The organism is Streptomyces sp. NBC_00457 (genome assembly GCF_036014015.1).
In the GTDB taxonomy this organism is placed as follows: domain Bacteria; phylum Actinomycetota; class Actinomycetes; order Streptomycetales; family Streptomycetaceae; genus Streptomyces.
In genome coordinates this window covers 995,525-1,008,607 of the sequence record NZ_CP107905.1, presented here as the reverse complement: position 1 = coordinate 1,008,607, position 13,083 = coordinate 995,525, and the positions used below count along the sequence as shown (strand labels likewise).

At 72.1% G+C, this 13,083-nt stretch carries 13 protein-coding genes; 7 read left to right on the top strand and 6 right to left on the bottom strand.

The genetic code is table 11. The features are described from left to right. Nucleotides 1-243 precede the first annotated feature (243 nt). A complete protein-coding gene (locus tag OG828_RS04760) occupies nt 244-1,431 on the bottom strand; it encodes an MFS transporter (RefSeq protein WP_328500205.1) in 1,188 nt (395 codons plus the stop codon). 99 nt (nt 1,432-1,530) lie between these two features. Here OG828_RS04760 and OG828_RS04755 point away from each other — a divergent pair, with 99 nt between their 5' ends. Further along, a complete protein-coding gene (locus tag OG828_RS04755; protein ID WP_328500204.1) occupies nt 1,531-2,109 on the top strand; it encodes a PadR family transcriptional regulator in 579 nt (192 codons plus the stop codon). 13 nt (nt 2,110-2,122) lie between these two features. Here OG828_RS04755 and OG828_RS04750 read toward each other — a convergent pair whose 3' ends face one another. Both OG828_RS04750 and OG828_RS04745 read right to left on the bottom strand, forming a co-directional pair. Continuing rightward, on the bottom strand, nt 2,123-3,118 hold the full coding sequence (locus OG828_RS04750; RefSeq protein WP_328500203.1) for a helix-turn-helix domain-containing protein: 996 nt from the start codon (nt 3,116-3,118) through the stop codon (nt 2,123-2,125). 821 nt (nt 3,119-3,939) lie between these two features. After that, nucleotides 3,940-4,914: an alpha/beta hydrolase gene (locus OG828_RS04745; RefSeq protein ID WP_328350468.1), complete on the bottom strand. Its 975-nt coding sequence runs from the start codon at nt 4,912-4,914 to the stop codon at nt 3,940-3,942. Between the two features lie 244 nt (nt 4,915-5,158). On the opposite strand from OG828_RS04745, the gene OG828_RS04740 reads away from it, so the two are divergent. Next, nucleotides 5,159-6,130, top strand: a complete 972-nt coding sequence (locus tag OG828_RS04740; protein ID WP_328500202.1) for a TerC family protein — start codon at nt 5,159-5,161, stop codon at nt 6,128-6,130. Here the strand turns inward: OG828_RS04740 and OG828_RS04735 are convergent. After that, complete coding sequence (locus OG828_RS04735; RefSeq protein ID WP_328350464.1) at nt 6,127-6,342, bottom strand: hypothetical protein; 216 nt, start codon at nt 6,340-6,342, stop codon at nt 6,127-6,129. The two genes, OG828_RS04740 and OG828_RS04735, sit on opposite strands and share 4 nt — an antisense overlap. Before the next feature lie 122 nt (nt 6,343-6,464). On the opposite strand from OG828_RS04735, the gene OG828_RS04730 reads away from it, so the two are divergent. Further along, nucleotides 6,465-7,370, top strand: a complete 906-nt coding sequence (locus OG828_RS04730; protein ID WP_328500201.1) for a LysR family transcriptional regulator — start codon at nt 6,465-6,467, stop codon at nt 7,368-7,370. Between the two features lie 56 nt (nt 7,371-7,426). Here the strand turns inward: OG828_RS04730 and OG828_RS04725 are convergent, their stop codons facing one another. After that, nucleotides 7,427-7,990 carry an NAD(P)H-dependent oxidoreductase gene (locus OG828_RS04725; RefSeq protein WP_328500200.1) on the bottom strand — a complete coding sequence of 188 codons (564 nt, stop codon included), beginning with the start codon at nt 7,988-7,990 and terminating at the stop codon, nt 7,427-7,429. 99 nt (nt 7,991-8,089) lie between these two features. Between OG828_RS04725 and OG828_RS04720 the strand changes: the two genes are divergently transcribed. The 3 genes from OG828_RS04720 to OG828_RS04710 all read left to right on the top strand — a co-directional run bounded on the left by OG828_RS04720 (nt 8,090) and on the right by OG828_RS04710 (nt 11,080). Beyond that, the gene (locus OG828_RS04720) at nt 8,090-8,770 is read left to right on the top strand and encodes a TetR/AcrR family transcriptional regulator (RefSeq protein WP_328500199.1); all 681 of its coding nucleotides are present in this window, start codon (nt 8,090-8,092) and stop codon (nt 8,768-8,770) included. Nucleotides 8,771-8,847: 77 nt separating this feature from the next. Next, nucleotides 8,848-9,882 carry a LacI family DNA-binding transcriptional regulator gene (locus OG828_RS04715; protein ID WP_328500198.1) on the top strand — a complete coding sequence of 345 codons (1,035 nt, stop codon included), beginning with the start codon at nt 8,848-8,850 and terminating at the stop codon, nt 9,880-9,882. Nucleotides 9,883-9,901: 19 nt separating this feature from the next. Next, nucleotides 9,902-11,080: a 4-hydroxybenzoate 3-monooxygenase gene (locus OG828_RS04710; protein WP_328500197.1), complete on the top strand. Its 1,179-nt coding sequence runs from the start codon at nt 9,902-9,904 to the stop codon at nt 11,078-11,080. 61 nt (nt 11,081-11,141) lie between these two features. Here the strand turns inward: OG828_RS04710 and trxA are convergent, their stop codons facing one another. Next, nucleotides 11,142-11,528: a thioredoxin gene (gene trxA, locus OG828_RS04705; protein ID WP_328350454.1), complete on the bottom strand. Its 387-nt coding sequence runs from the start codon at nt 11,526-11,528 to the stop codon at nt 11,142-11,144. 121 nt (nt 11,529-11,649) lie between these two features. Here trxA and OG828_RS04700 point away from each other — a divergent pair, with 121 nt between their 5' ends. Beyond that, complete coding sequence (locus OG828_RS04700) at nt 11,650-13,083, top strand: dihydrolipoyl dehydrogenase family protein (RefSeq protein WP_328500196.1); 1,434 nt, start codon at nt 11,650-11,652, stop codon at nt 13,081-13,083.

Below are 13,083 nucleotides of genomic sequence, written 5' to 3'. Positions count from 1 at the left end.
CCGCCCACGACCGCCCCGCGTGCCCACTCATCCCGCTCGCCGGGATCTGTACCCCAGCCGTCGCGGGCCTCACCGGGCACATGCACCCGGGCTTCGGCGTTCGGTGGCAGCACCCGCACCCGCAACCCCTCGGCACGCAGCGCATCGGACGGAAGCCGGGCCGCGCCCCGCAAGGGGCGCGGGGAACTGCGCGATCAGCCCCCACCGGCCCGCGGCGAACAAACCGCCTACCCAGCGGAGCTCTCAGCGGCGTCGGGTCGCGCGGATGAGCCAGAGCGTCGCGGCCAGGCATACCGCCGAGACGGCGCAGAGCAGCAGCGGGACCGCGCGGATCCCGGACCACTCGATGGCCTTGCCGAGCGCCGGACCGGCCGCGACACCGCCGACCATCGACGCGGCGATCACGACCGCACCGGCCCGCCGGGCGCCCGGGGCCGCCCGGTGCAGCCACGGCAGCCCGGTGGGAAAGATCGGCGCGATGAACAGACCGACCCCGGCGTACGCGTACGGGGCGAGGCCCGGCACGGCCGCCAGCAGCAGGCAGACCGTCATACCCGCGCAGGAGACGGTGATGATGGCCTGCGCCGAGAAGCGCAGCGCGAGCGGCGCCACCAGGAAGCGGCCGACGGTCATCATCAGCCAGTATACGGACGTGGCGGTGGCCGCGGCCCCGGCGCCATAACCCACGGTCTCCAGATGGGTGGGCTCCCAGCCGCCCACCCCGGCCTCGATGCCCACGTGCAGGACATACAGCGCGACGAACACGGCGAGCACCGAGCCGAGGCTGCGGCGGAGGACCCCGGCACCGGACTCCGGCACCTCACTGGCAGGCGGCGGCACCCGGTCCCGTACGCCCCTCAAGCACAGCAGCAACGGCAGGTTGGCCAGCGCGAAACCGAGGAACACCGCGGGATAGTGCTCCGCGCCCACCGCACCGATCAGCGCCGGGCCGAGGATCGCGCCCACGCCGAAGTGCGCGTTGAGGACATTCAGCATCGCGGTGGAACGGCGGCCGAACCCGACCGCGAACAGCTGGTTCAGGCCGTAGTCGATCCCGCCGAACCCGAGCCCGGCGAGCAGCGCGGCGGCCAGGGCCACGGGCCAGCTCTGCGCCAGCGCGAACCCGGCCGCACCGACCGCCATCAGCAGATAGGAGACGCCGAGCAGCCGCCGGTTGCCGATCCGGCCGTACAGCCGGTCGAAGAGCAGCACACCCGCCACCCCGCCCACGAAGTGCGCGCTCAGCGCCAGCCCGGCGGCCGAGGGCGACAGACCGAACTTTTCGCGGAGGGCCGGGATCGAGGGGCCGTAGAGGGCCTGGAGCGCGCCGATGAGCACGAAGCCCACGCAGGACGCGACCACCGCGGACGGGCTGAAGACGGAAGGAGCCAGGGGAGGGGTAAGGGGCCGAGCGGTCTGTGGTTCGGTCACGAGGAGGGATGTTACCGGTAACATCCGACCGCGGGTCAAGACCCTGGGCGAGGCGACGGTCGCCCCGTTGAGTAATCAACGGACTGATAATTTGAGGCCATGGCGTTGCGTAATGCGGTGATGGCCGCGCTGCTGGAGGGCGAGGCGTCCGGGTACGACCTCGCGAAGGGGTTCGAGGCCTCGGTGGCGAACTTCTGGATGGCCACGCCCCAGCAGCTCTACCGGGAGCTGGAGCGCATGGAGAACGAGGGGCTCGTCTCCGCCCGGGTCGTACAGCAGGAACGCCGGCCCAACAAGCGGCTCTTCTCGCTCACCGAAGCCGGTCGTGACGTCCTGCGCGCCTATGTCGCCGAAGGGCCCTCGAAACCGACGGCCATCCGGGACGAACTGATGGTCCGGGTCCAGTGCGTCGACATAGGCGACACCGGCGACATCGACGCCGTACGGGCCGCGGTCGTCGAGCGAATGGAGCGGTCCACTGCCAAGCTGGCCCGGTACGAGCGGATGCGGGAGCGGCTGCTGGCGGGACGCAGCGAGGACGAGTACTTCGCCGACGCCGAGCGCATCGGGCCCTTCCTCACGCTGATGGGCGGGGTGGCCTTCGAGCGGGCGAACCTGGAGTGGGGCCGGACGGCGCTGCGGCGACTTGAGCAGCGCGCGTCGCCGGGGGTGGCGTAACGCGCGTCTCGGGTTATGAGCGCGCCAAGTGCCGCATCGCCAGGGCCAGTTGCAGCCTGAGCCGGCCCTGCGGAGTGCGCACCGGCCAGCCCAGCAGATGCTCGGCGTGGGCCAGCCGGTCCTGGAGCGTCGAGTGGTGCACGTTGATCCCGGTGGCCGCCGCGCGCAGGCTCGCCGTCGAGGCGACCGCGGTCAGCGTGGCCAGCAGCCAGGGCGTCGACGCTGCCGCCGCCTCTACGGCGCGGACGTCGGGCGGGGGTTCGGCACCGGGGACGACCAGGTCGGCGAGGAGCGCGATACCGCCCAGGTCGTCGGCGTGGACGACGCGGGTGCCGGGGTCTTGAGCGGTGCCGTCCGCCGTGAAGCGCAGGGCGGTGCGGGCCGCCGCCCAGGAGCGCGGCAGGTCGAGCACGGGGACGGCGGGGCCGACGCCCATGCGCTGTCCGGTGAGCGGTGGCTCGGTCTCCGGGTGCGCCGGTGCGATGCGGGGGCGGCCGTCGTACGGCGCCAGGGCGCGGGCCCGTCCCGCGGGGTCCAGGCCCAGCCGGCGTGCGGCGTGCAGCCGGGCCGCCTCCGGGGCGGTGGCGTCGAGGACGGTTTCGACGAGGGCGGGGTCGTCGACGGGGGCCCGGCCCCGGGTGCGGTCGAGGACCCGCCGGACGGCACCGGCCGCCCGCTCCAGGATCACCGCGTCGACCACACTGGGCTCCGCCTCCGCGCGCTCCAGCCACAGCGCCGGCGCACCGTCCGGAATCAGCGCCGCGCACGGCCAGCCGGGGTCCGGCGGGAGGTCGGAGTCGTGCCGGGTGCCGTCCGGCTCCACGCGCACCTGTACCCGCCGGTCGGCATCGACGAGCCGCGCGGGCACCCCGGCCAGTACGGCCGCCCCGCGCACCAGCGCCTCCAGGCCCGCCCGCGACTCGGACAGCCGGTCGAAGTAGGCGATGACCCGCACGGCGGCACCGGCATCCGGATCCAGCGCCGTCAGACGCCCGGCCAGCTCTTTCATCTGCCCATGGTGCGGCATCGGGCGTGGATGAGGAACCTGCGGGGGCACCGGATCCGGGGGAGCGAGGATCCGCCGGGCCTCAGCTCCGCAGCAGTCGTCGTAGCCGTTGCAGGTGTGCTGCCCGGGCTGTCTGGGTCCGGGCCGCCTGTGGGCCCCGGACTGGGGGAGTGGGGATCGGTCGGGCGTCAGCTCGCCAGCAGTCGTCGTAGCCGTTGCAGGTGTGCTGCCCGGGCTGTCTGGGTCCGGGCCGCCTGTGGGCCCCGGACTGGGGGAGTGGGGATCGGTCGGGCGTCAGCTCGCCAGCAGTCGTCGTAGCCGTTGCAGGTGTGCTGCCCGGGCTGTCTGGGTCCGGGCCGCCTGTGGGCCCCGGACTGGGGGAGTGGGGATCGGTCGGGCGTCAGTTCCCCAGCAGTCGTCGTAGCCGTTGCAGGTGTGCTGCCCGGGCTGTCTGGGTCCGGGCCGCCTGTGGGCCCCGGACTGGGGGAGTGGGGATCGGTCGGGCGTCAGTTCCCCAGCAGTCGTCGTAGCCGTTGCAGGTGTGCTGCCCGGGCTGTCTGGGTCCGGGCCGCCTGTGGGCCCCGGACTGGGGGAGTGGGGATCGGTCGGGCGTCAGTTCCCCAGCAGTCGTCGTAGCCGTTGCAGGTGTGCTGCCCGGGCTGTCTGGGTCCGGGCCGCCTGTGGGCCCCGGACTGGGGGAGTGGGGATCGGTCGGGCGTCAGTTCCCCAGCAGTCGTCGCAGCCGTTGCAGGTGTGCTGCCCGGGCTGTCTGGGTCCGGGCCGCCTGTGGGCCCCGGACTGGGGGAGTGGGGATCGGTCGGGCGTCAGTTCCCCAGCAGTCGTCGCAGCCACTGCAGATGTGCCGCCCGGGCTGCCTGGGACAGGGCCGCCTGTGGGGCGAAGCCGTCGAAGCCGTGGAAGCCGCCTGGCCATACGTGCAGCTCGGCCACGCCGCCGGCCTGCCAGAGGCGTGAGGCGTAGGCGACGACCTCGTCGCGGAAGGTCTCCGCGGAACCGACGTCCAGGAAGGCCGGCGGCAGCCCGGTCAGGTCCTCGGCCCGGGCCGGTGCCGCGTAGGCGGGCACGTCCGGGCCGCCGCGCGCCTCGCCGAGCAGGGCCGTCCAGCCGGTGTCGTTGGACGTGCGGTCCCATATGCCGAGGCCCGCCATCTGGTACGACGACGGCGTGTCGTTGCGGTCGTCGAGCATCGGGCACATCAGGAGCTGCCCGACCGGCTGCGGGCCCTTGCGGTCACGGGTGAGCAGAGCCAGCGCCGCGGACAGCCCGCCGCCCGCGCTGGCACCGGCGACGACGATCCGCTCCGGGTCCCCGGTGATCTCCTCGGCGTGGTCCGCCGTCCACACCAGACCCGCGTACACGTCCTCGACCGGCGCCGGGTGCGGATGCTCGGGCGCCAGCCGGTACTCGACGGACACCACGACCGCGTCCAGCTCCCGGGCCCAGGCCAGTGGTACGTCCACGCCGACCCGGTTGGTGCCGAGGACCATGCCCCCGCCGTGGACGTGGTAGACGATCGGACGCGGGCCCGCGACCGGCTCGGCGGCCGGACGGCAGATCAGCAGCGAGATGTCCGGGGCTCCCTCCGGCCCCGGCACGACCCGGTCCTCGACCTCGAAGAACCCGCCGTCGGTGAGGTCCAGCTCGGCCAGCATCTGGATGCCCGGACCGGTCCTCACCTCCTCGATCTCCTCCGACGTGAGACTGGGCGAGATCATGTCCTTGATCGTCTCCAGCGCGGCGGCGAGCTCGGGGTCGAACGGGGGCGGCACCTGGGTCATGGCTTCTCCTCACATCACGCTGTCGCGCGGCGGCTCTTGTGGTCATGGTCCGCGCACGACGGCGGCCCGGGAGCGCCGCCGTACGGCGGAACCTGCCCGCCGTACGGCGGGTGGCACCCCGCTGACCAGCACATCCGTCTATGAGACCTTGCCACGACATGACCTCTTGTTCACCTTCCGTCAGTGGAACGGAAAGGAAGCGACGACAACGCTGTCCAGGCCCCATCGCACTAGGAGTAATCCCGTGAACGTCTCCCTCTCCGTCTGGCTGCTGACCGTAGTGGGGCTCTGTGCCCTCGTCGCCGTCGACTTTTTCATCGGCCGCAAGCCGCACGACGTGTCGGTCAAGGAGGCGGGGACCTGGACGGTCGTATGGGTGGTGCTGGCCTGTCTGTTCGGGCTCGGCCTGGCCGTCTTCGGCGGCGGGCAGCCCGCCGGTGAGTTCTTCGCCGGGTTCATCACCGAGAAGTCGCTGAGCGTCGACAACCTCTTCGTCTTCGTCCTGATCATGGCGAAGTTCTCAGTGCCCTCGCAGTACCAGCAGCGCGTGCTGATGGTCGGTGTCCTGATGGCCCTCGTCCTGCGTGCGGGCTTCATCGCGGCCGGTGCGGCGATCATCTCCACCTTCTCGTGGGTGTTCTACCTCTTCGGCGCCTTCCTGATCTGGACCGCCTGGAAGCTGATCCAGGACGCCCGCAAGGAGGAGCACGAGGAGGAGTACCAGGAGAACAAGCTGCTCAAGATGGTCGAGCGCCGCTTCGGTGTGGCCGACCGCTACCACGGCACGAAGCTGTGGGTCGAGCAGAACGGCAAGCGGGTCATGACCCCGATGCTGGTCGTGATGCTCGCCATCGGTTCCACCGACGTGCTCTTCGCCCTCGACTCCATCCCCGCCATCTACGGTCTGACCGAGGACCCGTACATCGTCTTCACCGCCAACGCGTTCGCGTTGATGGGTCTGCGGCAGCTGTACTTCCTCATCGGCGGCCTGCTGAAGAAGCTGGTCCACCTCAGCTACGGCCTGTCGATCATCCTCGGCTTCATCGGCGTCAAGCTGGTGCTGCACGCCCTGCACGAGTCCGGGGTCCACGTCCCCGAGATCTCCATCCCCTTCTCGCTCGGCTTCATCGTGCTCGTCCTGGCGGTGACCACGGTGACGAGCCTGCGCGCCGCGAAGAAGCAGGAGCGGGAGAACGAGTCGGAACGCGTGGCTTAGCTCGCCGGGCTCGGCTCGGTGAGGGCGGGGCGGCTGCGGGAGACGATCCGCATGCCGTGGTCGTCGACGACCCGGACCTGGAGCGAGCCGCAGCCGCAGCGGGTCCACACCGTTGTGCCGGCGGCGGTGACGTGCCGGGACACGACCTGGAAGGGCTCGGCTCCGTCGGGCCAGCCGCAGTGCGGGCAGACGGTGCCGGTCGTGCTGGTCATGGGAACTCCGTAAGTCGTTGGGCGTCATGGCTGGTTGACCGTCGCGACACAGCCAGGGTGCTGCCCGGCCTCCATACACGTCCAGGTTGACTTCGTGGACTCCACCTTGAAGCGTGGACTTCATGATTGACCTGCGCCGACTGCACGTCCTGAGGGCCGTTGCCCACTACGGCACGGTCACCGCGGCCGCCCAGGCCCTGCACTTCACGCCGTCCGCGGCCTCCCAGCAGATCCGGCAGCTGGCCCGCGATCTGGGCGTCGACCTGCTCGAACCGCAGGGTCGCGGGGTACGTCTCACCCCGGCCGCCGAGAGCCTGCTCGCGCACGCCGACGCCATCCAGGCCCGCTGGGACCGGGCCGAGCTGGATCTGCGGGCCGACCAGGGCGAACCCGCGGGGCCTTTGCGCGCGAGCGGATTCCCGCTGGCGGTCTCGGTACTGCTGGCGCCCATGGCGGCGCGGCTGCGCACACGCCATCCGCGTCTGGACATACGGATCCAGGAGGCGGAGGTGCCGGAGAGCTTCAACCTGCTCTTCGAGGGGGAGTGCGATCTGGCGGTCGTCGAGGCCACCTTGTTCAACCCGCCCCTCAGCGACGCACGCTTCGATCAACAGCCGCTCCTTGACGACCCGTTCGACCTCGTCGTACCCGAGGATCACCCCTTGGCGGGGCGGGGCCGGATCGACCTCGCGGAGGCGGCGCACGAGCCCTGGATCGCCCCCGTGCCGGACAGCCCCTGCCGTCCGCATGTGCTGTCGGCGGCCGGGGCGGCCGGGTTCACTCCGGACGTCGTGCACCAGGCGATGGACTGGAACGTGATGGCCCATCTCGTCGCGCACGGGCTCGGGGTCGCGCTGATCCCACGGCTGGCACAGCTGACACCCCACCTGCCCATCACCCGGGTGCAGTGCGCGGCCGACCCGCACCGCAAGCTCCTCACCTGCACGCGCCGCGGCGGCCACGAGCGCCCCGCGGTCGCTGCCGCGCTGGCGGAGCTGCGTGAGCTGGCGCCCGAGGCGGTGGCCTGACGCACACGGGGGCCGGAGCCTCGCGCGGCTCCGGCCCCTGTGGGGGAGGGTGCGGCTCAGGCCGCGGCGGTCTCTCCGGCGTACACGTGCAGCCGGGCGACGACCTCGGCGAGGTCCGCGGCGACCTCGGCGTCGTCGGCCGGGTGCGTCTCGGCGAAGCGGGTCACGGAACCGGGGATGGACAGCTTGACGTCCTCCAGCACCTTGCCGCCCGCGATGCCCGCGGCCTTGCGGGCCTCGTCCTGCGCCCACACACCGCCGTACTGGCCGAAGGCGGTGCCGACCACGGCGACCGGCTTGTCGGTGATCGCGCCGGCGCCGTACGGGCGGGACAGCCAGTCGATGGCGTTCTTCAGGACGGCCGGGATGGTGCCGTTGTACTCGGGCGAGAAGAGCAGGAACCCGTCGGCGGCCTGCGCGGCCTCGCGCAGCTTGGCGGCCGGGGCCGGGACGCTGCCCTCGACGTCGATGTCCTCGTTGTAGAAGGGGATCTCGGCCAGGCCCTCGAACAGGTGGATATCCGCGCCCTCCGGGGCCAGCTTGACGGCGGCCTCGGCGAGCTGACGGTTGTGCGAACCGGCGCGAAGGCTGCCGACGAGCGCCAGGATGCGAACAGACATGCGAACTCCAGGGGTGCTGAAACATTGCCGAAACGATCCGGACCGGGGTCCGTTTACTGTGTAGCACCATAACCGGACCGCGGTCCAGTTTCATTCCCCATGCTTTACGCTGTTTTCATGTCCGCCCCTCTGCCGCCCTTCCCGGGGCCTCAAGAGCCCTTCGACGAAGCCGGGTTGTTGCAGCTCGGCAGCGCCGAGGACGAGCCCTGCCTGCGTGCCGACGCGGCCCGCAACCGGGCCCGCCTGCTGGAGGCCGCCGCCGAGCTGATCGCCGAGCACGGCGTCGCCGGGGTCACGATGGAGGCGGTGGCCGCGGCGGCCGGAGTGGGCAAGGGGACGGTCTTCCGCCGCTTCGGCGACCGCACGGGTCTGCTGACGGCGCTGCTGGACCACTCCGCGCGCAAGCTCCAGGCCGACTTCCTCGGCGGACCGCCGCCCCTGGGGCCCGGGGCGCCGCCGATCGAGCGGCTGCGGGCGTTCGGCACGGCCCTGCTGTACCGCTCGGCCGAACGGCTGGAGCTGGAACTGGCCGCCCAGCCGGAACCGACCCGCCGGTACTCCCACCCGTCGCTCCGGGCGCTGCGCACGCACATGGTGATCCTGCTGCGGCAGATCGTGCCCGACGCCGACGGCCAGCTCCTCGCCCAGACGCTGCTGGGCTACCTCGACCCCGCCGCGATCCACCATCTGACCAAGCAGTGCGGGATGCCGCTGGAGCGGCTGGAGGCGGGCTGGGTCGACCTGGTCGCCCGCGTCACGCGTACCGACCCGCCCAGCTGAGCCGCGTTCGTACAACCTTCACTCGCCCGATCCCGCCCGCACACCCGCCCCGGCCCTCTGCCAAGATGCGAGACGTCATGGTGCAGATACCGAAAACGCCCGCCCCCGTGTCGCCCGCGCAGCACCCTGTGCCCACGAGCGCCGATGTGGCCCGCCTGGCCGGCGTCTCGCGCGCGACCGTCTCCTACGTGCTCAACAACACCAGCGCCGTCCGGATCAGCGAGCCGACCCGGCGCCGGGTCCACCAGGCGGCGAAGGAACTCGGGTACGTGCCGCACGCCGCCGCCCGCAGCCTGCGCGCCGGGCACAGCCGGCTCGTCCTGATGCCCGCCCCGACCATCCCGGTCGGCCCGCTCTACAGCCAGTTCATCAACGAGCTCCAATGGGCGCTCAGCCGGCTCGACTACACGGTCGTCCAGTACGGCACCGTCGGCCTCCACGGCGACGAAGCCGCCCGCGCCTGGGCGGAGTTGCGGCCCGTCGCCGTCCTCGTCCCGGGCGCCGGCCTCGGCCCGCAGGGCGTCACGGTGCTGAAGCGCTCCGGCGCCCGGGCCGTCGTCACTCTCGGCCCCGAAACCGTCGACGGCGCCCACGCCCTGCTCATGGACCACGCGACCGTCGGCCACTGCGCCGCCACCCACCTGTACGACCGCGGCCGGCGCCGGATCGGCGTCGTCGTACCGGAGGAGCCCGGCCTGGAGACCTTCTCCGCGCCCCGCCTCGCGGGCGTGCGCCGCGCCCTGCACGGCACGGACGCCACCGTCACCGAACTGCCGCTCGCCTACGAGGAGTCCGCAGGCACCCGGCTCGCCGCGCGCTGGCGGGAACTCGACCTGGACGCCGTGTTCGCGTACAACGACGAGTACGCGATGCTGCTGATGCGCGCGCTGCAGGACGAGGGGGTCGACATTCCCGGGGACACGGCGATCATCGGAGCCGACGACCTGATGCTCGGGCGGCTGCTGCGGCCCCGGCTGAGCACGGTCCACATCGAGCTGCCGTCCGGCCGTGACCTCGCGGAACTCGTCGACCGCGCGGTCCGCGACCCGGGCATCGCACCCGAGCGGCACACCGTGCTCGGTGCCACGGTGGTGCACCGCGAATCCAGCTGAACCCCAGGGGAGGCGCACCATGCGCACGACGGTCGGCATCATCGGCGGCGGCCCCGCCGGACTGCTCCTCGCCCGTCTGCTGCACCGGGCGGGCATCGACTGCGTCGTGCTGGAGAGCAGAACGAGACAGTACGTCGAACAGCGCCAGCGCGCCGGCATGCTGGAGCAGGGCACGGTCGACGCCCTGCGCGAGGCCGGCGCCGCCGACCGCCTGGACGCCGAGGGACTGGTCCACCAGGGCATCGAGCTGCGCTTCGACCGGGAACGGCACCACCTCGACTTCCCGGCCCTCACCGGCGGCCGTACCGTCACGATCTACGCCCAGACCGAGATCGTGAAGGACCTCGTGGCGCTCCAACTGGCCGAAGGGCCACCGCTGTTGTTCGAAGCGGAGGCGCTCGCCGTGGAGAGGACGGAGAGCGAGGCACCCGTCGTACGGTTCCGGCACGAGGGCCGTGAGCAGGCGCTGACCTGCGACTGGGTGGCCGGCTGCGACGGCTCCCACGGCATCGCCCGGGACAGCTTCCCGGCCGCCCGCAGTCGCTCGTACGCGCACGACTACCCGTACTCCTGGCTCGGGATCCTCGCCGAAGTCCCGCCGTCCTGCGACGAGTTGATCTACGCCCGTGGCGAGCACGGCTTCGCCCTGCACAGCATGCGTTCGACGAGCGTCTCACGCCTGTATCTGCAGGTCCCGAACGGCACCGATCCCGACGAATGGCCGGACGACCGCATCTGGGACGAACTCGCCGCCCGCTTCGCCATCGACGCCGACTGGACCCTGCGCCGCGGCCCGATCACGGCCAAGTCGGTGACGCCGATGCGGAGTTACGTCCACGAACCGATGCGCCACGGACGGCTGCTGCTCGCCGGAGACGCCGCCCACATCGTGCCGCCCACCGGGGCCAAGGGCCTCAACCTCGCCGTGTCCGACGTACGCGTCCTCGCCCGCGCCTTCGGCGAGCTGCACCGCACCGGGTCGGAGCAACTCCTCGACAGGTACTCGGAGTTGTGTCTCGCCCGGGTCTGGCAGGCGACGCGATTCTCGTACGACATGACGACGATGCTGCACGTCCGGCCGGACGGGGACACCTTCGACGACCGGCTCCAGCGGGCCCGCCTGCGCCGGATCACCGCATCCCGCCACGCGGCCGCCGAGCTGGCCGCGAACTACGCGGGACTGCCGCTGGCGCTGTAGGACGATGTGCGCCACGCCGCCGCGCACACGGCGACGCGGCCATGGCACAACGCCCCCTGGTTCACTCGCCGTTCTGCTCGGCCTTGGCCTGCTGCTCCTCGACGGCCTTGCGGACCTCGTCCATGTCCAGCTTCCGGGCCTGTCCGATGACGTCGGTCAGCGCGGCCTCGGGCAGGGCGCCGGGCTGCGAGAACACGGCGACCCGGTCCCGGACGATCATCAGCGTCGGGATCGACTGGATACCGAAGGCCTGGGCCAGCTCGGGCTGCGCCTCCGTGTCCACCTTGCCGAACACCAGGTCGGGGTTGTCCTGGGCGGCCTGTTCGTAGACCGGGGCGAACTGACGGCACGGCCCGCACCAGGACGCCCAGAAGTCGATCAGGACGAAGTCGTTGTCCGTGACCGTCTGGTCGAAGTTCTCCTTGGTGAGCTCCACGGTGCTGCTCATGGCGTGATTCCCTCTTCCTGATGTCGGGGCGAAGCCGTCCGCTGAAACACGTCCGACCCGTTGCGTATTCCGCGCACGTACCCGTGTGGCCACAGCGCACACCACCCACCAGACTGACCCCATGACGGAAACGGATTCCAACGTGTACGACGTCGTGGTGCTCGGAGCCGGGCCCGTGGGGGAGAACGTCGCCGACCGCACCCGTGCGGCCGGTCTCTCCACCGCGGTCGTGGAGAGCGAGCTGGTCGGCGGCGAGTGCTCGTACTGGGCGTGCATGCCCAGCAAGGCCCTGCTGCGCCCGGTCATCGCCCAGGCCGACGCCCGCCGCCTCCCCGGTCTGCGGCAGTCGGTACAGGGCCCGCTGGACACGGCCGCGGTCCTCGCCCGCCGCGACGAGTTCACCTCCCACTGGAAGGACGACGGCCAGGTCCAGTGGATCGAGGGCATCGGCGCCGACCTCCACCGCGGCCACGGCCGCCTCACCGGACCCCGCGAGGTCACCGTGACCGGCCCGGACGGCGAGCAGCGCGTCCTGACCGCACGGCACGCCGTCGTGGTCGCCACCGGCACCCGCGCCCTCGTGCCCGATCTGCCCGGGCTCGCCGACGTCGGGCCGTGGACCAGCCGGGAAGCCACCAGCGCGAAGGCCGCGCCCGGGCAGCTGATCGTGGTGGGCGGCGGAGTCGTCGCCACCGAGATGGCCGCCGCCTGGCAGGCCCTCGGCTCGCAGGTCACGCTCCTCGTCCGCGGCAAGGGCCTGCTCAACCGCATGGAGCCGTTCGCCGGCGAGTTGGTCGGCGACGGGCTCACGGAAGCGGGCGTGGACGTCCGTACCGGCACGTCGCTCGCGTCGGTCACCCGTGAGAACGGCACGGTCGTCGCCATGACCGGGGCCGGTGACCGTATCGAGGGCGACGAGATCCTCTTCGCCACCGGGCGCGCCCCGCGCACCGACGACATCGGCCTGGACACGGTCGGCCTGGAGCCGGGCTCCTGGCTGCCGGTCGACGACAGTCTGCGCGTCACCGGCAGCGACTGGCTCTACGCGGTCGGCGACGTCAACCACCGCGCCCTCCTCACCCACCAGGGCAAGTACCAGGCCCGGATCGCGGGCGCCGCCATCGCCGCCCGCGCCTCCGGCGTACCGCTCCTGGAGTCGGAGCCGTGGGGCGCCCATGCCGCCACCGCCGACCACGCGGCCGTACCCCAGGTCGTGTTCACCGACCCGGAAGCCGCGGCCGTAGGACTCTCCCTGGCCGAGGCGGAACAGGCGGGCCACCGCGTCCGCGCCGTGGACGTCGAGCTGTCCTCGGTGGCCGGCGCGGGCCTGTACGCCGACGGCTACCGCGGCCGCGCCCGTATGGTCGTCGACCTGGAGCGCGAGATCCTGCTGGGCGTCACCTTCGTCGGCCCCGGCGTCGGTGAACTGATCCACTCGGCCACGATCGCGGTCGCCGGGCAGGTCCCGATCGGCCGGCTGTGGCACGCGGTGCCGTCCTACCCGACGATCAGCGAGATCTGGCTGCGGCTGCTGGAGGCCTACCGGGACAACTGA